The organism is Marinobacter sp. DUT-1, assembly GCF_050379415.1.
In the GTDB taxonomy this organism is placed as follows: Bacteria; Pseudomonadota; Gammaproteobacteria; order Pseudomonadales; family Oleiphilaceae; genus Marinobacter.
On the sequence record NZ_JBNRLS010000001.1, the window covers coordinates 498,812 to 524,015 of the forward strand.

Annotated in this window: 23 protein-coding genes; 5 read left to right on the forward strand and 18 right to left on the reverse strand. The window is 59.0% G+C overall.

The genetic code is table 11. From position 1 onward, the window contains the following. Positions 1-21: 21 nt before the first annotated feature. Entirely contained in the window at positions 22-1,113 is a 1,092-nt protein-coding gene (locus ACQUTG_RS02280) for a fatty acid desaturase family protein (RefSeq protein ID WP_428917853.1), read from the forward strand. Here the strand turns inward: ACQUTG_RS02280 and ACQUTG_RS02285 are convergent. From ACQUTG_RS02285 to ACQUTG_RS02295, 3 genes are read right to left on the reverse strand one after another with little or no spacing between them, the layout of a single operon-like run. Next, a complete protein-coding gene (locus ACQUTG_RS02285) occupies positions 1,101-1,538 on the reverse strand; it encodes an RrF2 family transcriptional regulator (RefSeq protein WP_428917854.1) in 438 nt (145 codons plus the stop codon). The two genes, ACQUTG_RS02280 and ACQUTG_RS02285, sit on opposite strands and share 13 nt — an antisense overlap. A gap of 27 nt (positions 1,539-1,565) precedes the next feature. Next, on the reverse strand, positions 1,566-1,934 hold the full coding sequence (locus tag ACQUTG_RS02290; protein WP_428917855.1) for a YbaN family protein: 369 nt from the start codon (positions 1,932-1,934) through the stop codon (positions 1,566-1,568). A gap of 47 nt (positions 1,935-1,981) precedes the next feature. Further along, positions 1,982-2,197 carry a hypothetical protein gene (locus ACQUTG_RS02295; protein WP_372987182.1) on the reverse strand — a complete coding sequence of 72 codons (216 nt, stop codon included), beginning with the start codon at positions 2,195-2,197 and terminating at the stop codon, positions 1,982-1,984. Positions 2,198-2,362: 165 nt separating this feature from the next. Here ACQUTG_RS02295 and ACQUTG_RS02300 point away from each other — a divergent pair, with 165 nt between their 5' ends. From ACQUTG_RS02300 to ACQUTG_RS02315, 4 genes are all read left to right on the forward strand, one after another. Next, positions 2,363-2,848: a hemerythrin domain-containing protein gene (locus ACQUTG_RS02300; RefSeq protein WP_428917856.1), complete on the forward strand. Its 486-nt coding sequence runs from the start codon at positions 2,363-2,365 to the stop codon at positions 2,846-2,848. Between the two features lie 94 nt (positions 2,849-2,942). Further along, positions 2,943-3,935: a GTP 3',8-cyclase MoaA gene (gene moaA / locus ACQUTG_RS02305; RefSeq protein ID WP_428917857.1), complete on the forward strand. Its 993-nt coding sequence runs from the start codon at positions 2,943-2,945 to the stop codon at positions 3,933-3,935. A gap of 156 nt (positions 3,936-4,091) precedes the next feature. Continuing rightward, positions 4,092-5,099 (forward strand): helix-turn-helix domain-containing protein, encoded by a 1,008-nt coding sequence (locus ACQUTG_RS02310; RefSeq protein ID WP_428917858.1) that lies wholly within the window; start codon positions 4,092-4,094, stop codon positions 5,097-5,099. A gap of 148 nt (positions 5,100-5,247) precedes the next feature. After that, positions 5,248-5,829, forward strand: a complete 582-nt coding sequence (locus ACQUTG_RS02315; RefSeq protein ID WP_428917859.1) for a DUF6448 family protein — start codon at positions 5,248-5,250, stop codon at positions 5,827-5,829. A gap of 201 nt (positions 5,830-6,030) precedes the next feature. Here ACQUTG_RS02315 and ACQUTG_RS02320 read toward each other — a convergent pair whose 3' ends face one another. From ACQUTG_RS02320 to ACQUTG_RS02390, 15 genes are all read right to left on the reverse strand, one after another. Further along, positions 6,031-6,585: a nitrous oxide reductase accessory protein NosL gene (locus tag ACQUTG_RS02320; protein WP_428917860.1), complete on the reverse strand. Its 555-nt coding sequence runs from the start codon at positions 6,583-6,585 to the stop codon at positions 6,031-6,033. 15 nt (positions 6,586-6,600) lie between these two features. Next, positions 6,601-7,431 carry an ABC transporter permease gene (locus ACQUTG_RS02325; protein ID WP_428917861.1) on the reverse strand — a complete coding sequence of 277 codons (831 nt, stop codon included), beginning with the start codon at positions 7,429-7,431 and terminating at the stop codon, positions 6,601-6,603. Next, positions 7,428-8,360, reverse strand: a complete 933-nt coding sequence (locus ACQUTG_RS02330) for an ATP-binding cassette domain-containing protein (RefSeq protein ID WP_428917862.1) — start codon at positions 8,358-8,360, stop codon at positions 7,428-7,430. The genes ACQUTG_RS02325 and ACQUTG_RS02330 overlap by 4 nt, the downstream gene beginning before the upstream one ends. After that, on the reverse strand, positions 8,357-9,625 hold the full coding sequence (locus ACQUTG_RS02335; protein WP_428917863.1) for a nitrous oxide reductase family maturation protein NosD: 1,269 nt from the start codon (positions 9,623-9,625) through the stop codon (positions 8,357-8,359). Before ACQUTG_RS02335 ends, ACQUTG_RS02330 begins: the two co-directional genes overlap by 4 nt. A 225-nt stretch (positions 9,626-9,850) precedes the next feature. Continuing rightward, positions 9,851-11,746 carry a TAT-dependent nitrous-oxide reductase gene (nosZ, locus tag ACQUTG_RS02340; protein ID WP_428917864.1) on the reverse strand — a complete coding sequence of 632 codons (1,896 nt, stop codon included), beginning with the start codon at positions 11,744-11,746 and terminating at the stop codon, positions 9,851-9,853. A 65-nt stretch (positions 11,747-11,811) separates the two neighbouring features. After that, complete coding sequence (gene nosR / locus ACQUTG_RS02345; protein WP_428917865.1) at positions 11,812-13,974, reverse strand: transcriptional regulator NosR; 2,163 nt, start codon at positions 13,972-13,974, stop codon at positions 11,812-11,814. Positions 13,975-14,061: 87 nt separating this feature from the next. Continuing rightward, positions 14,062-14,463, reverse strand: a complete 402-nt coding sequence (locus ACQUTG_RS02350) for a ribonucleotide reductase subunit alpha (RefSeq protein ID WP_428917866.1) — start codon at positions 14,461-14,463, stop codon at positions 14,062-14,064. A gap of 34 nt (positions 14,464-14,497) precedes the next feature. Beyond that, the gene (locus tag ACQUTG_RS02355) at positions 14,498-14,884 is read right to left on the reverse strand and encodes a putative zinc-binding protein (RefSeq protein WP_428917867.1); all 387 of its coding nucleotides are present in this window, start codon (positions 14,882-14,884) and stop codon (positions 14,498-14,500) included. 42 nt (positions 14,885-14,926) lie between these two features. After that, entirely contained in the window at positions 14,927-15,676 is a 750-nt protein-coding gene (locus ACQUTG_RS02360) for a Crp/Fnr family transcriptional regulator (RefSeq protein WP_428917868.1), read from the reverse strand. 337 nt (positions 15,677-16,013) lie between these two features. Beyond that, positions 16,014-16,820, reverse strand: a complete 807-nt coding sequence (locus ACQUTG_RS02365; protein ID WP_428917869.1) for a peptidylprolyl isomerase — start codon at positions 16,818-16,820, stop codon at positions 16,014-16,016. Between the two features lie 60 nt (positions 16,821-16,880). Further along, entirely contained in the window at positions 16,881-17,561 is a 681-nt protein-coding gene (gene narI / locus ACQUTG_RS02370; protein ID WP_428917870.1) for a respiratory nitrate reductase subunit gamma, read from the reverse strand. A gap of 19 nt (positions 17,562-17,580) precedes the next feature. Next, on the reverse strand, positions 17,581-18,321 hold the full coding sequence (gene narJ, locus ACQUTG_RS02375) for a nitrate reductase molybdenum cofactor assembly chaperone (RefSeq protein WP_428917871.1): 741 nt from the start codon (positions 18,319-18,321) through the stop codon (positions 17,581-17,583). A gap of 10 nt (positions 18,322-18,331) precedes the next feature. Then, entirely contained in the window at positions 18,332-19,909 is a 1,578-nt protein-coding gene (gene narH / locus ACQUTG_RS02380) for a nitrate reductase subunit beta (protein ID WP_428917872.1), read from the reverse strand. Then, on the reverse strand, positions 19,906-23,649 hold the full coding sequence (locus tag ACQUTG_RS02385) for a nitrate reductase subunit alpha (RefSeq protein ID WP_428917873.1): 3,744 nt from the start codon (positions 23,647-23,649) through the stop codon (positions 19,906-19,908). Before ACQUTG_RS02385 ends, narH begins: the two co-directional genes overlap by 4 nt. A gap of 112 nt (positions 23,650-23,761) precedes the next feature. After that, positions 23,762-25,030 carry an MFS transporter gene (locus ACQUTG_RS02390; protein WP_428917874.1) on the reverse strand — a complete coding sequence of 423 codons (1,269 nt, stop codon included), beginning with the start codon at positions 25,028-25,030 and terminating at the stop codon, positions 23,762-23,764. Positions 25,031-25,204: the final 174 nt, after the last annotated feature.

The window sequence follows — 25,204 nt, forward strand, 5'->3', positions numbered from 1 at the left end:
AACTGCTGCAAGGAGTTTGCCATGAAAAAACTGAACGAGACCCAGCTTCACGAACTGGAACAGGATCTCAACGCTATCCGTGACGAGGTACTGGCAGATCTGGGTGAACGCGATGCCCGGTATATTCGCCGCATCGTCCGCCTGCACCGGACCCTGGAAATCGGTGGCCGCGTCATGATGCCTTTCGGTTTCATTCCGCCGCTCTTCGTGGCCGCAACCGCGTCACTGGGCATTGCCAAGATCCTCGAGAACATGGAGATCGGCCACAACGTCATGCACGGCCAGTATGACTGGATGAATGACCCGAACCTGCACTCGCAGACCTACGAGTGGGACACTGTCTGCACCGCCGATTCCTGGCGCCGCACCCACAACTACGAGCACCACACCTACACCAATGTCATCGGCAAAGACCGGGATTACGGCTACGCGGTATTGCGCCTGAGCGACGAGGACGAATGGAAGCCGTGGCACAGCCTCCAGTTCATCAACTACATCCTGTTGAGTGTGCTGTTCCAGTGGGGGGTGGGCCTGCACGAACTGGAAAGCGAGAAACTGCGTCGTCGGGAGATCCGTTGGCGGGACAAGCTGCCGTTCCTGAAAGACTTTGCACGCAAGGGCGGCCGGCAGGCATTCAAGGATTACGTGTTCTTCCCGTTGCTGACTCTGCCCGTCGCACCGATCGTGCTGGCAGGGAACATCGGAGCCAACCTGATCCGCAACCTTTGGTCATCCACGGTTATCTTCTGCGGCCATTTCACCCAGGATGCAGAAACCTTCTCCGAGGCGGAGTGCGAGGGTGAAAGCAAGGGACATTGGTACCTGCGCCAGCTTACCGGTTCCTCGAACTTCACCGGCGGGCGCTGGCTGCATGTCCTGAGCGGGCACCTGAGTTACCAGATCGAGCACCACGTGTTCCCGGACCTGCCCGCCCACCGTTACCCGGAGATTTCCGAGAAAGTGCAGGCAGTCTGTCGCAAACACGATATTCCGTACAATACCGGAAGCTTCGGCAAGCAGTATGGCACCGTGCTCAACCGGATCTTCCGCTTTTCCCTGCCGGACCGGGTTCGCACCCGGCTGGAACGCGGAAACGCCCCTCAGGCAATCTGAAGCAGGCGCAACAACTGTGGCCGGTGCTGATCCTGGATCACATCGGCCAGGGTGTACCGGTCCAGAACCTCGAGAAATGCCTTGAGCGCTTCGTTGAACATGGACTTGAGACCACACACCGGCGTGATCTTGCAGGCATTTTTCGACGAGAAACACTCGACAATACTCAGATCCTGCTCGGTCTCACGGACCAGGATGCCGATATTGATGTCCTCGGGTGCCATGTGCAGACGCATGCCACCCTTCTTGCCTCGAATGGTCTCGATGTAGCCCTTCTTGTTGAGCTGGTGCACCACCTTCATCAGGTGGTTCTTGGATATGTCGTAGCTGTCGGCAATTTCCTGAATGGTTGCCAGACGATCACCCTGCGCCGACAGGTAAATCAGCACGCGGAGTGAGTAATCCGTATAACGGGTGATGTGCATTCAGTACTCCAGTTTTCAAGATTTCGTTCAACAGGACGGTCGCGTCAACAGATAGCAGGCCGTAGAGGCCAAACAGGCACCCACGATACCCAATACCATCAGGGAAGCGCCCATCAGCAATAACATGGCCCAGCTCAATGCCATCATGCTGCAGGCCAAAACCTTGGCACTGACCGGGACCGCCCGACGGCGGCGCCAGTTATCAATCGCCGGTCCGAACCGGGGATGGGCATCCAGCCACTGGGCAAAAGCCGGTGACCCCTTACTGGCAAAAAACGCAGCCAACAAAACAAAGGGGGTGGTCGGCAGCAACGGCAAAATGACCCCGACCACCGCCACGCCTGCAGAGATATACGCCAGAATCCTGAATCCGGTTTTCCCGGTAGGCTCGCCCATGACGGGGCCCCCGCTATGATTCATAACTGCATCTATTCTACCTGCATTCAATGCACGGGTCTCCCCAAACGGCTCAGGAATACCAGCCGCGCCACATAGGCCACCTTTATACCCACGGCGAACAGCAGCGTGCCAACGTGAGCCAGGATCTGGATAGCCATGGGAAAGTAGCGGGCCAGGGGATAAGCCACCAGCACCGTCAGCAGCAGCCCGAGAAATGACCAGACCATCGCACTGTTCGCCCTGAATAGCAGCTTTTCCATTTGAAACCTCCCGAACATATCTTTAATATGTATTTTATAGACTTCTTTTAAGAAGTTTCAACCCTTGTTCTCGATGGTGATCCCGAACAGAGCCCAGGCACAGACCGAAGCCGCTGATTTTCACCAAAAAAGATTTATTTTATTTAAATGTAAAGGAGAAATGCCATGACACCCCGGACCTGGCTTGAGGAAGCCACCGAAGAGGAGCTGATCGAGCACATCCTGAACCGCTACCACGACACCCACCGGGACCAGTTACCGGAAATTATCCGCCTGGCCCAGAGGGTAGAACGGGTTCACAGCGGGCATCCCGATTGCCCGACCGGGCTGAGCGCCCACCTGGAAACCATGCAGGTCGAGCTGGAAAACCACATGGCCAAGGAAGAGCAGATCCTGTTCCCGATGATCGTTCGGGGCATCTCGGGCATGGCGCGGGGCCCGATTTCGGTCATGCGATCGGAGCACGACGAGCATGCCGCCGCCCTCGCCCGGTTGGATGAACTGACCAATCGCCTTCAACTCCCGGAGGGTGCCTGCAATACCTGGCGCAGGCTCTATGACGAAATCGGGCAGTTCCGGCAAGACCTGAACGACCACATCGCCATGGAAAACACGGTGTTGTTCGCCCGTATCGATGGGCTGACCGCATAGGCTTACCTCCCGAGGGGTATCGGATTCGTTGAGCCAATCTGCAATACTTGGTCTATACTCAGATCAAAAAACCAGCGGTAACAGGATCAACCCGATGCCCCAGAGCAAACTGACAGACCGTTTTGGCCGCACCGTCAACTACGTGCGCCTGTCCGTCACTGACCGGTGTGACTTCCGCTGTGTGTACTGTATGGCCGAGGACATGACGTTCCTCCCCCGCCAGCAGGTACTGACCCTGGAAGAAATCGCCCGCGTTGCACGCAACTTTGTTTCGCTGGGCACTGAAAAGATCCGCCTCACTGGCGGCGAGCCCATGGTCCGCAAGGATATTCTGGAACTGGTGAAGGAAATCGGCACCTACGGGCTGCGGGACTTCGCCATGACCACGAATGGCAGCCAGCTGACCACCATGGCCGAGCCCCTGCGCAAGGCAGGTATGCACCGCCTGAATATCAGCCTCGATTCCCTGGATGCCGAGAAATTTCGCAACATCACCCGCACCGGCAAGCTCAGTCAGGTCCTGGACGGTATTGATGCCGCGCGCGAAGCCGGTTTCCGGGGCATCAAACTCAATACCGTGGTGATGAAGGGCCGCAACGACGAGGAAATCCCGGAGCTGATCGAGTTCGCCCGCAAGAAGCAGGTGGACATCAGTTTCATCGAGGAAATGCCCCTGGGCGAAATCTCCGAGCACGACCGGGGGCTGGCCTTGTGTACCAGCGAGGAAGTCCGGGACATTATCCGGAATACTCACGAACTGATGCCGGCCACCGAGGATTCCGGCGGCCCGGCCCGTTACTACCGGATGCCGGACAGCCCGATCAAGGTCGGGTTCATTTCCCCGCATTCACACAACTTCTGTTCTACCTGCAACCGGGTACGGGTGACGGTCGAGGGTCGGCTGTTGCTGTGCCTGGGCAACGAGCACTCGGTGGACCTGCGCCGTGTGCTGCGCGGTAACCCGGTGACCGACGACAAGCTGCGCGAGACCATCATCAACGCCATGGATCTGAAGCCGGAGCGGCACCACTTTTCCAGTAATGGGGATGTGCAGATTTTGCGGTTCATGAACATGACCGGCGGTTGATGTCCCTCAACGCATGACCCCCCTGTGTTCCTGACACTCCCCCAACTTGTTCTGTTCGGCGTCATTGCGCAGTTTCTGTTTCTGATACTGCTTTGTGTTGTACTCAAGGGCAGGCGGCCCCTGCCCCGACTGCTTCTGGCCGTGATGCTCACCGGCATGGCCGGCACCCTACTCGAGGTTTTCCTGCATACGACCGGTTTCGTATTGCGGTATCCGGAAACTGCCTTCACGGGCACCATCCTCGGAATGTTGCAGCCCGGAGCCATTTTCCTGTACGCCCAATCGGTGATGTACCGTGACTTCCGTCTGCGGCTGCGCCACCTCGCCCATCTTCTACCGGTACTCGGGGCCGCTGCGGTGTTCGTTGTCGGTTACTACCGGCTGTCCACGGAAGAGCAGGTGAGTGTCCTGTCCGACACCCACTACCCCGGGGTCATGAACTCTGTCGTTCTCGCAATTGCCCTTCACACCATCATGCTGGCGTATCTGGCGGCGACCCTGAAGAAAATATCCCGTTTTGGTGTCGAACTACGAGAGATCTTCTCGGATCTGGACAACAAGGAACTGGGTTGGCTTCGCAATTTGCTGCTTGCCTACACCACAGCCTGGGCACTCAGCCTCGTTTACTGCCTGCTCGCTCATATCCTGCGGGTAACGGGCAGTCATGAATGGCTGACCATCGCAACAACGGGGGTGAGCATTGCAATCCTGCTTCCGATGTCAGTGCTGGCATTTCAGCAACCTGCCCTCTTCGCCGGTATTCGACCGGCATCGGCGAGTAAGGACGCTGCCCCTCGAATCAGTACCGCAGACCAATTTCCAGAACTGCCGACAGCGCAAATCCTGCAGTTGATGGAGGAACAGCGACCGTACTTGCATTCAAATCTCACTGTGGACCGATTGGCTCGCCTGGCAGGGCTTTCGCCCCGGGACTTGTCGCAATTTCTGAATCAACAAATGGGCAGAAATTTTTACGAGTTCGTGAACGGCTACAGGATAGAGCATGCGCGGCAGCGTCTGGCCGACCTTACAGAGAAAGCAACCATCACGGATATCATGTATGAGTCCGGATTCAACTCTAAGTCGGTCTTCAACACCCTTTTCCGCGAAACTACTGGCAAAACGCCGTCCCAGTATCGTCGCTCCTTTCGAAACAATGACTGACTCCCGTTCGGTTTAACTATCCGAACGTTCGGATTCCAGCACCCGAACGCAAACGCCTCGACTTCCAGCCAGAGTGGGCTTGCAACCGGCGATCTCCACACTGTTGTCAAATCGCCGATCAATGCCTAACGAGACCAAGAGGTTCCTCATGAAAACTTCTATCAAGACCAAACGAATCGTCACGCTCACCCTACTCAGCGGAGCACTACTATGGAGTTCAGCCAGCTTCGCCCACTGTGATTCGCTGGACGGCCCTGTCATCGAAGATGCCAGAACTGCATTGAACAAAAAATCGCTGACACCGGTTCTTAAATGGATCGGACCGGACGACGAGAAAAACCTGACAATGGCCTTCAACAGTACTCTCGAGGTTCGAAGCCTGGATCCAAAAGCCCGGGAGCTGGCTGACAGGTATTTCTTCGAGACCCTGGTGCGCCTGCACCGAGCCACCGAAGGGGCACCCTTTACCGGACTGAAACCGGCTGGCAGTGCTTCGGCCGCCGCGAAAGCTGCCGACAAGGCGTTGGCCGAAGGCAACGTGGATGCTCTGGCAAAGAAACTGGGGGAGAAAGTTACCAGTTATGTCGTAGAACAATTCCAGAAAACTGAGCGAGACGCCAACGCCGAGTCGGTGGCGGATGGCCGTGAATTTGTCGACAACTACGTCCGTTACGTTCACTCAATCGAGGAGATTCATAATATCGTTGCCGGTGCCCACAATGAACACTGACGCCATTTGCAACGACTGACGCCAGTCAAGGCAGGCGCCCGCGGATTGTCGAAAGATAAAAGCCTTTCACCAATACGAAGAAGCGGGCGCCATACACACCTATCAGGCCGAAGCTGCCGCCATCCACGCCGGCTTACCATTCTCACCGGCCACCGGAGAAGGGGTCAGATGAAAACCTTCATCTGACCCAATGTTCACGCCTCAGTGTTCCATTGCATGCTCCGCAGTTGAACTGTCCATCTCCCCCATCGGCATCCCTGTGTTCAGATGCTCCATGGTGATCTCGCTGTATTTCAGAACCTCACCACCATGCTCCATCATGAAACCATGGGCGGCGTCCTCGGTCGCGAACGAGGCAAGTGTGGGCCCCATCGCGCCGGTGCGGTCGGAGCCAACCACAAAGAAGGCGTCCCGGGCGTCGATCAGGGCGGTGTCGTCCGGGTGATCCCAATCGGTCTGGGCCATGTCGTGGACGTAGAGGGTGTGATCGCGGTTAATGTTCTCCGGCTGGAGCATCCAGGCGAACATGTCCTTGGTGGAGCAGAACTTGCGGACGTGCTGGTCCTTTTCGGTGATAGCTTCCCCCTTGGGGCCCGGGAAGTTGGCGATCACCATGCCGCAGACGTGGCATTCGTCGCCGCTTTCGAAGTGCACGGGGTCGGGTTTGGCCATGGTCTGTTCCTCATTGCCCGAGCAGGCAGTGAGGGTTATGGCGGCAAGGGCGGCGAGGAGCCAGTCCAGTTTGGTTCGGTTCATCAATGACAACTCCGTTCAGATACGACGATTTCGGAAAAGTAACAGGGCAGCCGCCAACGGGATGGCAAACCACAGCACCAGGCCAATCCAGAGGCCCGCTGCACCGATAGGCAGATCAGTTCCAAGACTCAGGACGCCACTGAGCTGGCCGGCGTCACCGAAGGCAACGATGTTGAGCAGGCGGTAGATATCGGTCGGATTGAGCATCAGCAGCCACGGCAGCAGCTCGGCGTTGAACTTGCCCTCACTGGCCACCAGCGTACCCAACAGCATCAGATCGAAAATCAGCACAAAGAAGAACCAGATGGCCAGGGCCAGGCCGGCGGCAATCGGTTTCTCGCTGACGCGGACGCTGACCACATAGGCCAGCGCTATGAAGCCCCAACCCAGCAGCACGGTGGAGGCGATAAAGCGGAACATGGCGATGGCCAGGTTGGTGATCGCGATATCCTCCACCAACAAAGCAATGGCGATTCCAGCCACACCGAAGCCGATCAGCGTTGCCAGAGCCAGGGTCAGGCCATGGCCCAGGAACTTGCCGAGCAGTAGCTGGCTGCGGCTGAGGGGATAGGTCATCAGCAACAGCAGCGTTCCACCCTCCTCTTCCCCGACGATGGCGTCATACGCCAGGAGCAGCGCAATCAGCGGAATCAGGAAGATACCCAGGCTGGCGAGACTGGCGATGGTGGCGGGCGTGGAGGCGTAACCGACCTGGCCGGAAGCGGCTGCGCCGAACCAGGCGATACCCAGGGCCAGGGTGGCGAACACCAGGGAGATGGCCATCAGCCAGCGGTTGCGCAGGCTGTCACTCAGTTCCTTGCGGGCAATGGTCCAGATACTGTTCATTGGCTGCCTCCCCGATGGGCCAGGCCACCCGAGCCGATGAAGTGCACATAGATATCCTCAAGGCTGGGCTGGTGGATGCTGACATCCGCCACCTCGCCCGACGCCATCACCGTTTGCAGCAAGGCCATTTTCTCCCTCGGTTGCACATCCACACGCAGCCGCCCGTTACCGGTCTTGATCATCAGGCCACTGGCAGTTGCAGCGCTTTCGATCACCTTTTCCAGCGCCGCGATACTGTGAGCCGGATCCAGTGACAGGGTTACCGGCATATTCGCCTGTCGCCTCAACGCTGCCAGATCCCCGGCGGCCTTCAGGGAGCCTTCGGTAAGAATCGCAGCGCGATCGATGTATGGCTCGACACCGGGCAGAACATGGGAACACAACACAATGCCCGTGCCCTCGTCCCGCAGATCCCGCAGCAGCCGGTACAGATCCGCCGTAGCCACCGGATCCAGACCCACGGTCGGTTCGTCCAGCATCAGCAGCTTCGGCTTGCCCAGCAACGCCTGCGCCAGCCCGAGACGCTGGCGCATACCCTTGGAATAGGTCTTGGTGCGGGCGTCCATGGCATCGCCCAGGCCCACCTGCTCCAGCAGCTCTGGCACCTGGCGCAGGGAAGCGCCTTTGAGACGGGCAAAATGACTCAGGATCTCCCGACCGGTCAGCTGCGGGTAGAACATCACATTCTCCGGCAGGTACCCGATGTGCTGGGTCACCTGCGGATCGCCGGCCTGACCTCCGAGCACGGACACCACACCCTGGGTCGGCTGCATCAGCCCCAGGATCAGCTTGATCGAGGTGGTCTTACCCGCGCCGTTATGGCCGAACAGACCCAGGATCTCGCCCGGCTCCAGGCGCAGATCAATGCCATGCAGTACCAGGCTCTTGTCGTACCGGTAACTCACATTCTCAAGACGAAAACAGCTCATCGGCTCTCCGGTTGAAGATCAGCGGGAAGTCGCATCAGTGGATGGGAATCGGCAACCCCGGCGGCCTTCACCACCGGAAACGCATCCTGCACCCAGCGCAGAGTATCTACCGCCGGGCTGAACATCAGAATCTTCGCCTCCGGATACTTCCACAGCAGCCGGTCCACATTGTCATTGGGCTCATAGGGCACATCCCCGATCCCATCCTGGTTACGGTCCCAGCCCAGGTAATCACTCCAGTAATTACCCTTGCCATCCCTCGACCACTCCTGGGTGCGAGTGGCCACATACTTCACCTGGCGCTGGTTATTCACGAACGCATTCCCGAACACCTTGTTATCCTCAGAGCCGGCAGTCAGATGAATTCCGATGTTGCTGTCGGCAAACAGATTGCCTTCAAAGGTGTTGTAAAGGGAGTTATAAATGAACACCGCCTTGCCCTCTGCCCCATCAATCGCCACACCGCCAGTCCGCCCCTGGGATACCCCGGTAACCACATTCCCCCGCAGCTCCGACTGGGTAATGAAATTCATCAGAATCCCATAGTTCTCATCATTCACCGACCGGTTATTGAGCACCGTCAGCCGCTTGCTCTGCATCAGCGCGTACCCGGTCCGGGTGTTGCGGGTGACATTGTCCTCCAGCAGGTTATTCATCGAATACATGTAATGAATGCCATAACGCAGATCCGACATCTCATTGCCCCGGATCGTATTGTTATTCGCCGTCTCGATATAAATCGCATCCCGCGTCTGACGAATGTCATTGCCCTCAATCAGCGCCCCGGTGGTATTGAACAGATGAATTCCATTACCCCGGTCATTCGGGCGCATACTGGCATCGCCGCGGATTGTATTCTTGCGGACCGTCGCATCCGGCGTGGCATCCAGCCAGACCCCGAACGCCGGTCCCTGCAATCGATTGTTCTCGATAACCGTGCCCCGCGCCTCCCGGGCCACAAAAATCCCTGCGTCCAGCTCGTTCAGATTGCTGCCCCAGTTGCGCACCGAACACCCGGAAAACGTCACCTCCTCGGCAACGATATCCACAGCATTGCCCTGCCCGCCACCATCAATAACGGTGTCAGGATGACAGGACACAGTCACGCCAGGCACCCGGATAGCCAGAGGCGAAACTTGCTCGGGGGGAAGCTCGAAAGACGCGCCCGGTTCAAGGGCATCAAGCTGTTCTTGCAGGCCCGCGTTCGCGGTCAGCGATAACAGGGCGACTGACAGGGCCACCCCATAACGCAAAAATGGATACATCAAATTCTCTCGAAAAATGGTGTGCTCTCGGGCAGTCGCCCAAAGTGTGGCAATCCGAGAGGAGACTGCTTTCCAAAACTGTGCGGAGCCAAGGATGGCGGAGCTCAAGCGTCACAGGGACGTGCCGAAGGAGCGTGTTTTGGAAAGCAGTCTCCTCTTGGATTGCTCCTCCCAATCTCAGGGGAGGAGCCGGGACTCCACGAGAGAGTCCCGGCAAAGAGAAGATCAGGCCTTCTCAACAATCATGCGGCCCCGCATTTCCATATGCAGCGCATGACAGAACCAGTTGCAGTAATACCAGTGAACGCCCGGCTTGTCTGCCACAAAGGTCACCGAAGACGTCTGCTGCGGACTGATCTCCATGCTCACACCATGGTTCACCATACAGAAACCATGAGTCACATCCTCGATGGTGTCCTGGTTAGAAACATAAACCGTGACCTCATCGCCCTCCTTGACCTTGAACTCCGTCATCCCGTACTGCGGCGCAACCGAGGTCATGTAAACACGCACCTTGTTGCCGTCACGGATCACCTTGTTATCGGCCTCCAGAGTCACACCATCCTTCTTCGCCTGTTCAACCGCAGAGGCAAAGTAAGGATCGTCACGATCGTAAATCTTCTTGGTCTTGATCTGGTCACGACGCACCAGGATGCAGTCATGGGGCTCCGCAAAGGTCGGGCCATCGTGCACCAGCTTCATTTCCTCGCCGGAAATATCGATCAGCTGATCGTTCTCCGGATGCAACGGGCCGCACGGCAGGAAGCGGTCTTTCGAGAACTTCGACAACACCACCAGCCACTTGCCATCGGCGTCCCGGGACTCGGTCAGGGAGGCGTGGTTGTGGCCCGGCTGATAGTGAACATCCAGCTTCTGGCGGATGTAGTTCACCTTTTCACCGTTGTAGTGCTTGATGGCGTCGGCAATGTTCCACTTACACACCTGGCTGTCGATGAACAGCGTGGTGTAAGCATTGCCCCGGCCGTCATAGGTGGTGTGCAGAGGTCCGAGACCCAGTTCCGGCTCCGCCACAACCACGTCACGCTCGTCCTTCAGCTTGCCGTCAAACAGATCGTCCAGCTTGTCGATAGCGATCACGGTACAGGTCGGTGACAGTTTGCCGTTGGCGATGAAATACTTGCCATCGGGCGAGGTGTTCAGGCCGTGCGGGTTCTTCGGAACCGGGATGTAACGGGTCAGTTCCGAACCATGGCGGCCATCGACCACCGGCACCTTGGAATCACCCAGGGTCTCGAAGTTACCGTCCTTGACCGCCTGCTCGATACGCTCAATATTGAACACCACGGCCCAGTCGCGGTCGTTGCGCATGGTACCGGCCAGGTCCAGGGCCTTCTCGGAGTTGTAGCAGGTGGAGCAGGCGTATTTGCCGGTGTAGTCGGCATCGGTGTTATCCAGGTTGCCGTCCACAATCACCTGGAAAGCCACCTCCATGGTGTCCGCGTCTACCGCATTGAACATGGTGAAGCTGCTTTCAAGACTGGTATCGCTGCCATCGTTCGGATGGGGAATCACATACTCGGCGTTGCAGAAGACATACTTGGTCCGGGGTACCTTCTGCAGGCGCAAACCATGAATCGCCTGAACGTTGGGAATGGTGGTGATTTTGTCACACTTCATGATGTCCAGGCGAATCCGGGCAACCCGGGTGTTGGCCTTGTCGTTGATGAACAGATATTTGCCATCGTAGCGGCCATCCGTCATGGATATGTGCGGGTGGTGAGCATCACCGTTGGAGAAGCGGCTACTTTCCCCGAGCACTTCTTTACTCTCGTTGGTGATGCCCCAACCGGTGGCGGAGTCCACGTTGAACACCGGAATCCGCATCAGCTCGCGCATGGAGGGAACCCCGAGTACACGAACTTCACCGGAGTGGCCGCCACTCCAGAAACCGTAATACTCGTCCAGCTCGCCCGGGTGCACCACATACTTGTTTCGGGCTTCCTCTGCGGCGGCCGCGAACGACTCCCGGGACATCACTGCCGTACCGAGGCCGGTTGCACCGGCAACACCAGCCAGCGCCGCAGCGCCCATGAAACGGCGGCGGCTCTGGCCGCTTTCCGGAAGCTCCGGCGTACCCTTCAGATCATCTCTTCTCTTCATAACATCCAACTCCGTTATTGGTTATGGCGGTTTTTACTTCTCATGTTTTCTTTTTATGGAACTGCTCAGGACACCTGAACCACGGGGATCTCCTCCGGGTGGCCCGGTGCGTTGTGACCGCGGCGCTTACCACGACGCTTGACGATCAGCGGCGGGCACTTGTGGTCATCGAAATAGGTCATCTGACAATCCAGGCAGTAGTGGCATTCCATGTAGTTGATGTGCCCGTCCGGATGGATGGCCTGAACCTCACACTCGTGATCACACAACCGGCAGGGGTTGCCACATTCCTTCCGCCGCTTGAGCCAGTCGAACACTCGCAGCTTGCTCGGCAACGCCAGCGCCGCGCCCAGCGGACACATGTACCGGCAGAACACCTTGCGGGTGAACAGGTTGACCACCAGCAGCAGGGCAGCGTAGGTGACAAAGGGCCAGCTGCGGTCAAACTTCAGGGTGATGGCGGTTTTGAACGGCTCCACTTCGGCCAGGCGCTCAGCGGTTGCCATGGAATCCAGCGAGACGCCAAACAGCACCAGCAGGATGATGTATTTGATGGCCCACAGCCGCTCATGCACCGCAAACGGCACGGTGTACTGGGGCACCTTGAGCTTGCGGGCGATTTCATTCAGCAATTCCTGCAGCGCCCCGAACGGGCACAGCCAGCCGCAGTACACCGCCCGTCCCCACAGCAGGATGATGCCTGCGACAACGGCCCAGAGAATGAAAATGACCGGATCGATCAGGAAGGTTTTCCAACTAAAGCCACTGATCAGGCTGTTGACGAAGGTCAGCACGTTGACGATGGACAGCTGCCCCATGGCGTACCAGCCAATGAAAAACAGGGTATAGGTCAGGAAGGCGTGGCGGATCCAGCGCATCATCTTCGGTTTCTTCACCAGCCAGTCCTGGAAAAACAGGATGAACATCAGCACACCGATACCTATGCCGAGCACCACAATCTGGAACTCGCGCTGATACCACACCTGCACCCACATGGGCTGGTCCGCCAGCATTTCCTCTTCGGTCATGACCGGTTTCGGGCGGGTGTAGTACTGGTCCGGCAACTGGTAAGTCAGCGGGAATACCTGGAACTCGCTGTCCAAAGGACCGGTCTGACGTTTGACGGTCAGTTCGAGGGTCCATTCAGTGCCGGGATCGAAGTTGTACTGCTGGCGAATAATGAAAATCGCCATCTCGTTGAAATCGGGCATGCCCTCGGCGTACACATCGCTCAGCCGGTAGTAATCGAGATCCCGGAAGTTGAAGGTGTCACCGAACTGGCGGATCTGGACGCGATCGAAGATACCGCCCCGAACGTAACCGGAGCCCTTGAAGGAATATTCGCCATTGGCCATCACAGCGATGGCGTGTTCACCCTCCTTCAGCTCGCCAGTCAGCCACTGGAACTGGCTTTCGCCCAGCAAGTTACGGCCGATGGTTGGTACATCCAGGTAAGCCGTGTACAGGTCAATCAGCGGCTTGCCTCGCTGCCTCTTCGGCGTCGTGTCGATACCCTCCGCAGCTGTGCCCTTGAAGGCATCATCCACCTGGCCGCGGGTCAGTTTCAGTCTGCGCACCGAACCTTCCCCGAGCAGCGTCTGCCAGCTCTTGTCCTGAAAGCTATCGGCCTGGATGTTGGCCATTGGCGGACGGGCCTTGCTCAGGCTTTCAACGAGCCCCAGCTCGGCAGCAACCCGGTGGGCCGATTTCATGATGACCTCGTTCACCACCATAACGGTGACTGTTGCGCCGGACAGACCGTCCACTGCCACCTTACGCTCGTTAGAGGTACCACCGACCGTAACTTTCTGGTCGGCCTTCAGTCCCACGTACTGGTCAGTAAAATCATGCAGTTTACTTTCGGGAATACCGACCAGAAGAATCGGCTCGTGATGCTCGATAACATGTGAGCTCACGATTTTCCCTTCGGTATCGAGAACGACCACAATATTGAGCGGCTTGCCGGAATACGCCGGAGTCTGGACGAAATCGAGACTCTGATAGGCATAGCCTTTCAGTTCATCTCCGGCATACAGTTCCTGGATGGCGCGGTTATCCTCTCTTGGAACCAGGTCGGTCACCGACGGCATGGCTTTCTGGATTACCTGACGCGCAGCCACAGGCTCGTGCTGCCCCACTGGCATGGCCAGAACGGCAGTGCTGGCAAGGGTAAAAAGAAATACTGCAAAGCTTCGAACTGCTAAGCCCACGAGCGCCCCCATATCCATAGGTATATCAAAAGCTTGGTTGATTATTGATGGAAAGCAAATACCTCTGATTGAATACGCCCCGGGGGAGGCCCACCGGGGCGGCGGTCATGCCAGGTCGATCGCTTCGCCCTGACCGTTCAGAGGGAGGTAGTTGCCGAGGTGGCCCATGCGGATGCCCTCCACCATCATGGTCAGGGGCTGCTGGGCTTCGTCACTGGAAGGAGCCATGCCTCCGCGGCCGGACATGGCACCTACGAAGACCATGTCCCAGGGCTGGCCGGTGGCTTCGGATTCCTGCGCCAGGACGTTGAAGTCGGGAGCTTCGTCAGGGGTTTTGTCGACGCAGATGACGGGAGTCAGTGCACCGCCTTCGCCACGCTCGAACGCGGCCTTTTCTTCCGCCGAGGCTTCATCCGGCAGCTCGGCGCGGCAGAAGACGAACAACAGGCGCTGGGGTTCGGCCTGTTCACGGGTGGCCTGGATGAGATCCTGGTAGTTGCTGATCATGGGTGTTCCTTGAAAGAGAGGTATCCGCCAGGTTTCAGGCCTGGCGGGCAATGAGGTGTTGGACGAGCCCGCGGTTGCGGACCTCGTCGCAGACTTCTTCCACTGCCTCGTCGCCGTAGCTCTGGCCATAGTGTTTTTTGAAGCCGAATTCGTACAGGAGAACGTGTTCATCCGGTTCCACACCGACATTTTCCAGGCAGGCACGGGCGCAATGCAGGGGGCAGCCGTCGATTACGGTGATCGGGCGGCCGGACCGGGCGGTTTTCACCAGTGCCGGCACTTTGCCACCAACCCCGGAGATGCAGGACATCTCGAAGCTGCCTTCGTGGTCCAGGCGGACCGCCGCGTTGTTGGCCAGCTGCGCCACGTCGGAGCAGCCGGAGCAGGAATAGATCAGCGGGCGTTGCTTTCTCGGTTTCACACATCCTCCTCTGGAAGAGCCTGGAGGCTTCAGGGCAATGAATTACTGGCTGATTTCAATCAGTCGCTGGGGGTCGGAGATAAACAGTTTGCTCCGGTTTACCCGCACCAGGCCGTTGGATTTCAGGTCGGCCAGGATCCGGGAGAAGGTCTCCGGCTGCATGGCCAGGCGCGATGCCACCAGACATTTGGGCAGCGGCAGTTCCACTTCTCCGCCCTGCTCGGTGCCGTTGGGCAGCAGGTCGATCAGGTAGCGGATCAGGCGGTCCCGGGCGTTCTGGACGGTCATGATTTCCAGGTCGTGGAAACGCGTGACGGCGCGCTTGGCGTAGTGGCTCAGGGCGGCCTGGGCGTACTCCGGGTGCTGGTCCAGCAGCTCGCGGTAGGCTTTGACCGGGATCATCAGCACTTCGCTGGATTTCAGGGCTTCGGCGTAGCAGGCATACCGGGGCGGATCGGCGTAGATCATGACTTCGGCAAAGCAGTCGCCCGGGGCGATGCTGTCGAGGGTGCGGTCGATGCCGGATGAGTCCAGGCGGTACAGGCGCAGGCGGCCGGAGATCACGAAGAAGAAGTGGTGTGCCGGCATGTCCTGGCGGTACAGCAGTTGGTGGTGTCCGAGGCGCAGGCGACGGGACTGCTGGATGAGACTCTCGAGATCCCGGGCTCGGAGGTTGCGGAACAGCGGGTGGCTGCGCAGTGCCTGGAGGCCATCTTCGTCGTCAAAAGGTTTGTTGACGGCTACGAGTACGGGTTTGCGGTAGCGGGTGTCGGCTGATTGCATCAGTGCCATTTGTGTTTCCCCCTGCATATACATGCATTCAAAATCTTGATTTAAATGGTAGATGCAAACTGGTTAAAAATCGCTCCCCCGATGGGGGTATTCGGGCGGTTATTCCTGAGTAATTGACTTAACTCAAAAATTAGTTTTGCTATCTACTTAAGTAAAATCGGGGCGCGGACTGGACGGCCAAAACCGGAGCACAGGCTGGCGGGGAACCCCCTTTCCAAAACACGCTCCTTGCGGCACGTCCATGTGACGCTTGAGCTCCGCCATCCCTGGCTCCGCACAGTTTTGGAAAGGGGGTTCCCCGCCAACCTCCAGAACTTGTGGGACGGGCTCTACAGCATTACTGCATTAATGGAGAGTCAGGGAGTTCAAGATCTACCCCTTCCACACCAGTTTCCGCAGCCAGCACCTGCAGGTACTGCCGGAATGCCCTTCTGGTCACGCTTTCGCTCAGGTACTGACGGATCTGGGGCTTCACGTGCTCGTAGGGCAGTTGCTCGCCGTCGATGCGCTGGTCGACGCGGACGATGTGCCAGCCGTAGCGGGTTTCGATCAGTTCCGGGTTCAGGCCTTCCTGGAGGCTGAGGACCGGGCGTTCGAATTCTTCCACGGTCTGACCCTTGCTGATCTGGCCGAGGCTGCCGCCCTGGTGACGGGATTCGCAGGCGGAGTATTGTTTGGCCAGTTCGGCGAACCGGGAGCGGCCATCCAGGAGGGATGACAACAGTTGGCGGCCGGCCTCTTCCTGGCGGATGCGTTCCTGGACGTCGTCCGGGGCGGCGGCCAGGAGGATGTGGCTGACGGCCATCAGTGTCGGGCTGCGGAAGCGGGCCGGGTTGGCGGCGTAGAAGCGTTCGCAGTCATCCTCGGTGGGGTCCGGAACGTTGAGTTCCAGCTCCAGGACGCGGGCGATGCGGTCTTCTTCGTCAGCGATGTCGTCCAGCTTCAGGAGCGCGGCCTGTTGCAGGAGCAGTTGACGAATAACGAGGCCTTTGGCGGCTTCGTGCCAGGCCTCTGCCACTTCTTCCGCCGGGTGGTGCTGCATTTCCCGGGCGATGTCGTCTTCCGGAATCAGCGTTTCACCCACGTAAACCGGCGGGAACTGGTTTCTGGGCTTGTCGGCTTCGCCAGTGGGGATCAGTTGCATGGTGTTCACCTTTGTATAGTTGGGGTCAGATGAACGCTTTCATCTGACCCCTTTTTCATCTCACGCCCGCTTGCGCACCACCTGGTACTTCCGGCCGAAATACTCGACCGGCACGCTGAGCATGTGCACCAGACGGGTGAACGGGAACAGTACGAAGATGGTCAGGCCCAGGAAGATGTGGGTCTTGTAGATCCAGTTCACGTCCGCGATGTAGTCCGCTACGCCGGTGCCCTGCAGGGTGAAGATGCCCTGCGCCCAGGCAGAGAACTTGAGCATGGTGCTGCCGTCCAGGTGTCCCAGTGTCGGCAGGATGGTGAGCATGCCGAGAACCAGCTGGACCACCAGGATGATGATGATCATGTTGTCAGCGAAGGTGCTGCTGGCCTGGACCCGGGGGTCGGTCATGCGGCGCCAGGCGAGCATGCCGCCGCCGATGATGGCCATCACGCCGGCGATGCCGCCGACCAGGATGGCCATGACCTGTTTCTGGCCCGGAGTGATGATCCACTCATAGGCCCAGTGCGGGGTGAGCAGGCCCACCAGGTGGCCGAAGAAGATCACCAGGACGCCTACGTGGAACAGCACAGAGGCCATTACCATGTTTTTCTTGCGCAGCATCTGGCTGGAGTGTGCCTTCCAGGTGAACTGGCCATGGTCATAGCGCGCCCAGGTACCGACAAACAGTACGATCAGGGCGATGTAGGGGTAGACCCCGAACAAGAGTGTATTGATATAGGACATTGTCTTTTCCTCCTGCGCCTCAGGCGCGCCCTGCCGGACGGGGTGTGGCGTCCGTCATCAGCTGATCACTCAGGTGAATGGTCTGGGTCTGTTCCAGTTCGCGGCGGCGCTGTCCAACGACGCCACCGGAGCTGCAGGAACTGCCCTGGTCATCCACGAATTTCACCATTTCCTCTTCCCAGACCTTGTCCAGGGCTTCCGGGGTGTCGTCGCGCTCTTCCGAGGCCACGATCTTTGCCAGTTCCTGGCGGTCGGTGTTGCGACCGGACAGGATCAGCAGGGAGTCCATGGCCACGTGGTAGAAGCTCTGGCGCTGGAACAGACGTTCGCCCAGCAGGCCCAGGATGTGGTGGATGTCCTCGAGCCAGTTCCGGATTTCCTCCCACGGGCGGGTGGAGAGGTACTCCAGGAACAAAGGAAGGTAGTCCGGCAATTCACGGGCGTCGATTTCCAGCCCGTTGCGACGGTACTCTTCCATCAGGTCCACCATGGCCTGGCCGCGGTCGCGGGATTCGCCGTGGACGTGTTCGAACAGCAGCAGGGAGGTGGCCCGGCCCTTGTCGAAGATGCCCACGTAGTTTTCCTGCAGGTCCAGCAGGTCGCCGTCACACAGCCGGTCGAGGCAGGTGAGCAGCTGCTCCTTGTTCTGCCGGGGCAGCCGGCTGTCCTCGAGGACAGCGGCTACCAGGGCATCCTTGGAGGCCTGAAGTTCTTCGGTCGGGTATTCCAGTACCCGTGCCAGTACTTTGAGAAGTTGCATCTTGGCCTCCTTATTCCTGCAGCTGTTTCGGGTCGACCTGCTTCACGGTCGCCAGCTTGCTCACCATGCTGGTGGTCTGTTTCTTGCCACCGAACAGGCTGAAGTCGCTGTCGCCACCGCTGCAGCCGTCACCGAAGCTGAAGCCACAGCCGCCGCGCTCACCATGGGCGGTGGCGTCCGGGAAGGCCTCCTTGGCCAGCTCGCGGTGGCTGGTCGGGATCACGAAACGGTCCTCGTAGTTGGCAATGGCCAGGTAGCGGTACATTTCGTCCGCCTGGGCCTTGGTCAGTCCTGCCTCCTCGAGGGCACGCAGGTCTTCCTTGCCTTCCACGGTTTCCGCGCGCTTGTATAGGCGCATTGCCATGATCCGCTTCAGGGCCAGAACGATGGGCTTCTCATCACCGGCGGTGAGCAGGTTGGCCAGGTACTTGACCGGGATCCGCAGGCTTTCGATCTTCGGCAGTACGCCGTCGAACTCGACCTTGCCGGCTTCAGCGGCAGACTGGATCGGGCTGAGGGGCGGCACGTACCAGACCATGGGCAGGGTGCGGTATTCCGGGTGCAGCGGCAGGGCCAGTTTCCAGTCGACCGCCATCTTGTACACCGGGCTCTGCTGGGCGGCTTCGATGACGTTCATCGGGATGCCGTCTTTCTTCGCCTGCTCGATGACTTTCGGATCGAACGGGTCCAGGAAAATCTCCAGCTGCTTTTCATAGAGCTCATGCTCGCCCGGGGCGCTGGCCACTTCCTCAATGCGGTCTGCGTCATACAGCAGCACACCCAGGTAGCGAATCCGGCCTACGCAGGTCTCGGAGCACACGGTCGGCATGCCGGCTTCGATGCGCGGGTAGCAGAAGATGCACTTCTCGGACTTGCCGGTCTTCCAGTTGAAGTAGATCTTCTTGTACGGGCAGCCGGAGACACACATCCGCCAGCCGCGGCACTTGTCCTGGTCGATCAGGACGATGCCGTCCTCTTCACGCTTGTAGATGGCCCCGCTCGGGCAGCTGGCGACACAGGCCGGGTTCAGGCAGTGCTCGCACAGGCGTGGCAGGTACATCATGAAGGTGTTTTCAAACTGGCCGTAAATGTCCGCCTGGACCTGGTCGAAGTTCTTGTCCTTGCGGCGCTTGGCGAACTCGGTGCCCAGGATCTCTTCCCAGTTGGGACCCCATTCGATTTTCTGCATCCGCTGGCCGGAGATCAGCGAGCGTGGCCGGGCGACCGGCTGGTGCTTGCTGTCACCTGCGGTGTGCAAATGCTGGTAATCGAAATCGAACGGCTCGTAGTAGTCGTCAATTTCCGGCAGGTCCGGGTTGGCGAAGATGTTCGCCAACACCCGGAAACGACCGCCGATTTTCGGACGGATCTTGCCGGAGCTGTCACGCATCCAGCCGCCCTTCCACTTGTCCTGGTTCTCCCACTCTTTCGGGTAGCCGATACCGGGCTTGGTTTCGACGTTGTTGAACCAGGCGTACTCCATGCCTTCACGGCTGGTCCAGACGTTTTTGCAGGTGACTGAACAGGTGTGACAACCGATGCACTTGTCCAGGTTCAGCACCATGCCGACTTGGGAACGGATTTTCATTTTACAGCCTCCTGAACAGTGTCGTTGCCTTCGCCGTCGAGCCAGTCGACGTTGTGCATCTTGCGAACCACCACGAACTCATCGCGGTTGGAGCCGACGGTGCCGTAGTAGTTGAACCCGTAGGAATACTGGGCGTAGCCGCCGATCATGTGGGTCGGTTTCGGACACACCCGGGTGACCGAGTTGTGGATACCGCCTCGGGTACCGGTGATCTCGGAGCCGGGAATGTTCACGATCCGCTCCTGGGCGTGGTACATCATCACCATGCCCGGCATGACCCGCTGGCTCACGACTGCCCGGGCCGCAATGGCACCGTTGGCGTTAAACAGTTCGATCCAGTCGTTGTCTTCCACCCCGATCTCTTTGGCGTCGTCCTCGCTCAGCCAGACAATCGGACCACCGCGGGACAGGGTCAGCATCAGCAGGTTGTCGCTGTAGGTGCTGTGGATACCCCACTTCTGGTGCGGCGTAATCCAGTTCAGCGCTTTCTCCGGGTTACCGTTGCTGCGCTGGTTGATCATGCTGCCCACAGCCTTGGTGTTGATGGGCGGGCGGTATACCAGCAGGCTCTCACCGAAGGCGCGCATCCACTCGTGATCCTGGTAGAACTGCTGACGACCGGTCAGGGTGCGCCAGGGGATCAACTCATGGACGTTGGTGTAACCGGCGTTGTAGGACACGTGCTCGTCTTCCAGGCCAGACCAGGTCGGGCTTGAGATGATCTTGCGCGGCTGCGCCACGATGTCCCGGAAGCGGATCTTCTCTTCCTCTTTGTTGGTCGCCAGGTGGGTGTGATCCAGGCCGGTAAACTCCGACAGGGCCGCCCAGGCTTTTACCGCCACCTGGCCATTGGTTTCCGGCGCCAGGGTCAGAATCACTTCGGCCGCATCAATGGCGCTTTCAATCTTCGGACGACCCGCGTTGGCACCCTCAAGGTGGGTGTAGTTCAGGTCCTTCAGGAAGTTGACTTCCTTCTCGGTGTTCCAGTTGATGCCCTTGCCACCATTGCCCAGCTTGTCCAATAGCGGACCGAGGGAGGTAAAGCGGGCGTAGGTGTTCGGGTAATCCCGCTCAACGGTGATGAAGTTGGGCGCGGTCTTGCCGGGAACCAGGTCACACTCACCTTTCTTCCAATCCTTGACGTCGAACGCCTGGCCGAGCTCGGCCGGCGCATCGTGCAGCAACGGCAGGGTGACCACATCTTTCTCGACACCCAGGTGACCCTCGGCCGCCCTGGAGAAGGATTTGGCAATGCCTTTGTAGATCTCCCAGTCACTACGCGCTTCCCAGGCCGGATCGGTGGCCGCCGTCAGCGGGTGGATGAACGGATGCATGTCGGAGGTATTCAGGTCGTTCTTTTCGTACCAGGTTGCGGTCGGCAGAACGATGTCGGAATACAGGCAGGTGGTGGACATACGGAAGTCCAGGGTCACCAGCAGGTCCAGCTTGCCTTCCGGCGCCTCGTCACGCCATTTCACTTCCTGGGGCTTGGCGCCACCCTCGTGCCCCAGATCCTTGCCCTGCAGGCCGCTCTTGGTGCCAAGCAGGTACTTGAGCATGTACTCGTGGCCCTTACCGGAGGAACCGAGCAGGTTGGAGCGCCAGATGAACATGTTGCGCGGGCAGTTCTCCGGTGCTTCCGGGTCTTCGCTGGCGAAGGCCAGGGAGCCGTCCTTCAGGGACTGGGCCACGTAATCGGCCACGTCCATACCAGCCTTCTCGGCTTCGGCAGCGATGGTCAGCGGGTTGCGGTTAAGCTGCGGCGCGGACGGCAACCAGCCCATGCGCTCGGCGCGCACGTTGTAGTCGATCAGGCTGCCACCGAACCTGGACTTGTCCGCCAGCGGCGACAGGATCTCGTCGACACCCAGCTTCTCATAACGCCACTGGCCGGAGTGGGCGTAGAAGAAGGAGGTGGAGTTCATGTGGCGAGGCGGGCGCTGCCAGTCCAGGCCGAACGCCAGAGGCTGCCAGCCGGTCTGCGGACGCAGTTTCTCCTGTCCGACATAGTGGGCCCAGCCACCACCGCTCTGGCCGATACAGCCACACATGATCAGCATGTTGATCAGGCCGCGGTAGTTCATGTCCATGTGGTACCAGTGGTTCATACCGGCACCGACGATGACCATGGAACGGCCCTTGGTCTTGTCGGCGTTGTCCGCGAATTCGCGGGCAATGCGGATCACTTTCTCGGCGGGGACGCCGGTGATCTTTTCCTGCCAGGCTGGGGTGTAGGGCTTCACTTCGTCATAGGAAGTGGCGCCGTCATCATCACCCAGGCCACGGCTGATGCCGTAGTTGGCGACCATCAGGTCATAGACGGTGACCACGCGACCCTCGGAACCATCCGCCAGCTTCACCTTGCGGGTACCCAGCTTGTGCTTGAGGATGTCCTTGATCTCAACGTGCTGGAAATGGTCGTGCTCGATACCACCAAAGTACGGGAAAGCGACATCGACAACTTCGTCGTGCTTCTCGACCATGGACAACTGCAGGTTGACGTCTGTGTCCTTGGCGGTCTGCTTCAGGTTCCACTTGCCCTTCTCGCCCCAGCGGTAGCCGATGGAACCGTTCGGTGCGGTAAGCTCGCCGGACGCCTCATCAATGGCGATGGTTTTCCATTCGGGGTTGTTCTCTTCACCGAGGCCATCCACCAGATCACTGGCGCGCAGGAAACGGCCCGGCACGTAGCTGCCGTCGTCCTTTTCTTCCAGCATGACCAGGTACGGCATGTCGGTATAGCGGCGAACGTAATCGGTAAAGTATTCGCTGGGCTTGTCGACGTGGAATTCCTTCAGAATCACGTGCCCCATGGCCATGCCCAGAGCAGCGTCGGTGCCCTGCTTCGGGTTCAGCCACTCGTCGGAGAGCTTGGAGACTTCCGCGTAATCCGGGGTAATCGCAACGGTCTTGGTGCCCTTGTAGCGCACTTCGGTGAAGAAGTGGGCGTCCGGAGTCCGGGTCTGGGGCACGTTGGAGCCCCAGGCGATGATATAGCCGGAGTTGTACCAGTCTGCGGATTCGGGTACGTCGGTCTGCTCGCCCCAGGTCTGCGGGGAGGCCGGCGGCAGGTCGCAATACCAGTCGTAGAAGCTCATGCATACGCCACCGATCATGGACAGGTAGCGGCTGCCGGCCGCGTAAGAAACCATGGACATGGCGGGAATCGGAGAGAAACCGATGATACGGTCCGGGCCCACCTTCCTGGCGGTATAGACGTTGGCGGCACCGATCAGCTCGTTGACCTCGTCCCAGCTGGAACGGACAAAGCCACCCATGCCCCGGCGAGGCTTGTACTCGGCGGTTTTCTTCGGGTCCTCGACGATGGAGGCCCAGGCTTCGACCGGGTCGCTGTGCTGGGTCCTGGCTGCACGCCAGAGCTTCATCAGGTGCTTGCGCATCAGCGGGTACTTCAGGCGGTTGGCGCTGTACATGTACCAGGAGTAGCTGGCGCCACGGGGGCAGCCACGAGGCTCATGGTTGGGCAGATCCGGGCGGGTGCGCGGGTAGTCGGTCTGCTGGGTTTCCCAAGTTACCAGACCGTTTTTGACGTAGATCTTCCAGCTGCAGGAGCCGGTACAGTTCACGCCGTGGGTGGACCGCACAATCTTGTCGTGCTGCCAGCGCTGGCGGTAGCTGTTTTCCCAGTCACGGTTGACGTCATGGGTTTCGCCGTGGCCGTTGGCGAACGGCTCACGCTTCTTCCTGAAGTAGTTCAGTTTATCGATCAAATGACTCATGGTCTCTCTCCGGATCGGTTTCCGATGTGGAACCATTGTGGAATAGAGAAACCCTGAAATCTGCGTGGTTACTACTACATAACCCGGTTCTACCACCCTGGTGGTAGGCGCTCTATATCCCCGGGTGGAGAAGGCTCATACGCTCGTGCTCGCGGCTGTCCCGGGAGAACAGGAACAGGCAGCTGCACAGCAGAAGGAAAAGGATCATGAACACGGCGCTGCGGATACCCAGCCAGTGGTTTACTGCACCGAAGACGACGGGCAGAACAAAGGCGACCAGACTGGCCGCAACCAGCAACAGGCCCGCCACAAACGCAGCGACTGACCGGTTACCCAGGATCACCAGACGCTGCAGGCCACCCATGGCACAACCCAGGGCCACGCCGAGCAACACCACAAAGGCGCCTTCCATCATCAGTGGCAGGGCAAACTCCAAGCGGATGGTGTCGTCCACCCCCCGGATGAATAACGTCATAGGCGGGTAGGACAGGACAAAAAGCGAGACCAGGCAAAGCAGCAGCGACCGGCTGATCACCCGCCCACTGCCAAAGCGATCAGACAATCCCCCACCGACAATCTGCGCCAGGGCACCGGGTATGACAAACCATTGGGCCAGACTGGCACCCTTCTGAACGGGCAATTCGAACTGGGAGGCCAGGTAATCCGGTAACCAGAGCGCAAGCGCGAAAAAACTGCCGGCCACCACGCCGAAATAGGCGCACAGGTGCCAGGTCCGGTGATGGCTCAGCTGGCGAAGCAATACCCGCACCGAAGTCTCACTTCCAGGCTCGGCCCGGGAATCCTCAGCCGACGTCAGCAGCATCAGTAACGCAAGGACCAGGAGCAGAACAATAAGGTAGGCCACTGGCACGCCTTGCCAAGAGAAGGCCTTATGGAAAAGGGGGACGAGGTAATAGTTAAACCCTGCCCCGGTCACACCGGCACCAAAGATACCCAACACCAGACCCAACCTCCGGGGTTCACAATGGCCGGTCACAAATTGCAGACCCGCGCTGTAGAAACCACCGGCCAGGCCAAGCCCGCTGGCAACGACCAGGTAACCGGCGTAGGTGTCTGCGGTGAGCATGAAAACCATACACAGGGCCAGCCCCGCCAGGCAGAACAGCATGATATTCCGGGCGCCGAACTTGCGGGCCGCCAGACCGGCGGGTACCGCCAACAAGGCGCTCACGGCCATGGGTACCGCCAGCAGAATGCCGAACTGGAGGCTGGACAGTTCAAGCTCCGCCCGCAGGTGCACCCCGGCCACCGCAAACAGCGTCCAGCATCCGGCCGCCACGACAAAGCCGAACAACGCCAGGGGCAGCACTACCCACAGCGACGCCAGCGTGTCGTCATCCGGATCCATTTGCACCGTCATAGCCTTAACCCTTGATAACCCAACTTTTAGTCTCATCTTTTGCTCCTCAAGGGGTCAAAGACTATGATGGGTTACCAACTATCGGGGTAATTGACTATCCTCAAGGAGGTATCAAGAGCGGTGAAATGCGGTCATAATTGAAGCCCCGCCAGCAAACTTTCGACAAGGCGTCGT

Coding starts and splice junctions, on each gene's coding strand:
- ACQUTG_RS02280 (WP_428917853.1), top strand. CDS start 22: ATGAAAAAACTGAACGAGACCCAGCTTCACGAACTGGAACAGGATCTC.
- ACQUTG_RS02285 (WP_428917854.1), bottom strand. CDS start 1,538: ATGCACATCACCCGTTATACGGATTACTCACTCCGCGTGCTGATTTAC.
- ACQUTG_RS02290 (WP_428917855.1), bottom strand. CDS start 1,934: ATGGGCGAGCCTACCGGGAAAACCGGATTCAGGATTCTGGCGTATATC.
- ACQUTG_RS02295 (WP_372987182.1), bottom strand. CDS start 2,197: ATGGAAAAGCTGCTATTCAGGGCGAACAGTGCGATGGTCTGGTCATTT.
- ACQUTG_RS02300 (WP_428917856.1), top strand. CDS start 2,363: ATGACACCCCGGACCTGGCTTGAGGAAGCCACCGAAGAGGAGCTGATC.
- moaA (WP_428917857.1), top strand. CDS start 2,943: ATGCCCCAGAGCAAACTGACAGACCGTTTTGGCCGCACCGTCAACTAC.
- ACQUTG_RS02310 (WP_428917858.1), top strand. CDS start 4,092: ATGGCCGGCACCCTACTCGAGGTTTTCCTGCATACGACCGGTTTCGTA.
- ACQUTG_RS02315 (WP_428917859.1), top strand. CDS start 5,248: ATGAAAACTTCTATCAAGACCAAACGAATCGTCACGCTCACCCTACTC.
- ACQUTG_RS02320 (WP_428917860.1), bottom strand. CDS start 6,585: ATGAACCGAACCAAACTGGACTGGCTCCTCGCCGCCCTTGCCGCCATA.
- ACQUTG_RS02325 (WP_428917861.1), bottom strand. CDS start 7,431: ATGAACAGTATCTGGACCATTGCCCGCAAGGAACTGAGTGACAGCCTG.
- ACQUTG_RS02330 (WP_428917862.1), bottom strand. CDS start 8,360: ATGAGCTGTTTTCGTCTTGAGAATGTGAGTTACCGGTACGACAAGAGC.
- ACQUTG_RS02335 (WP_428917863.1), bottom strand. CDS start 9,625: ATGTATCCATTTTTGCGTTATGGGGTGGCCCTGTCAGTCGCCCTGTTA.
- nosZ (WP_428917864.1), bottom strand. CDS start 11,746: ATGAAGAGAAGAGATGATCTGAAGGGTACGCCGGAGCTTCCGGAAAGC.
- nosR (WP_428917865.1), bottom strand. CDS start 13,974: ATGGATATGGGGGCGCTCGTGGGCTTAGCAGTTCGAAGCTTTGCAGTA.
- ACQUTG_RS02350 (WP_428917866.1), bottom strand. CDS start 14,463: ATGATCAGCAACTACCAGGATCTCATCCAGGCCACCCGTGAACAGGCC.
- ACQUTG_RS02360 (WP_428917868.1), bottom strand. CDS start 15,676: ATGGCACTGATGCAATCAGCCGACACCCGCTACCGCAAACCCGTACTC.
- ACQUTG_RS02365 (WP_428917869.1), bottom strand. CDS start 16,820: ATGCAACTGATCCCCACTGGCGAAGCCGACAAGCCCAGAAACCAGTTC.
- narI (WP_428917870.1), bottom strand. CDS start 17,561: ATGTCCTATATCAATACACTCTTGTTCGGGGTCTACCCCTACATCGCC.
- narJ (WP_428917871.1), bottom strand. CDS start 18,321: ATGCAACTTCTCAAAGTACTGGCACGGGTACTGGAATACCCGACCGAA.
- narH (WP_428917872.1), bottom strand. CDS start 19,909: ATGAAAATCCGTTCCCAAGTCGGCATGGTGCTGAACCTGGACAAGTGC.
- ACQUTG_RS02385 (WP_428917873.1), bottom strand. CDS start 23,649: ATGAGTCATTTGATCGATAAACTGAACTACTTCAGGAAGAAGCGTGAG.
- ACQUTG_RS02390 (WP_428917874.1), bottom strand. CDS start 25,030: ATGACGGTGCAAATGGATCCGGATGACGACACGCTGGCGTCGCTGTGG.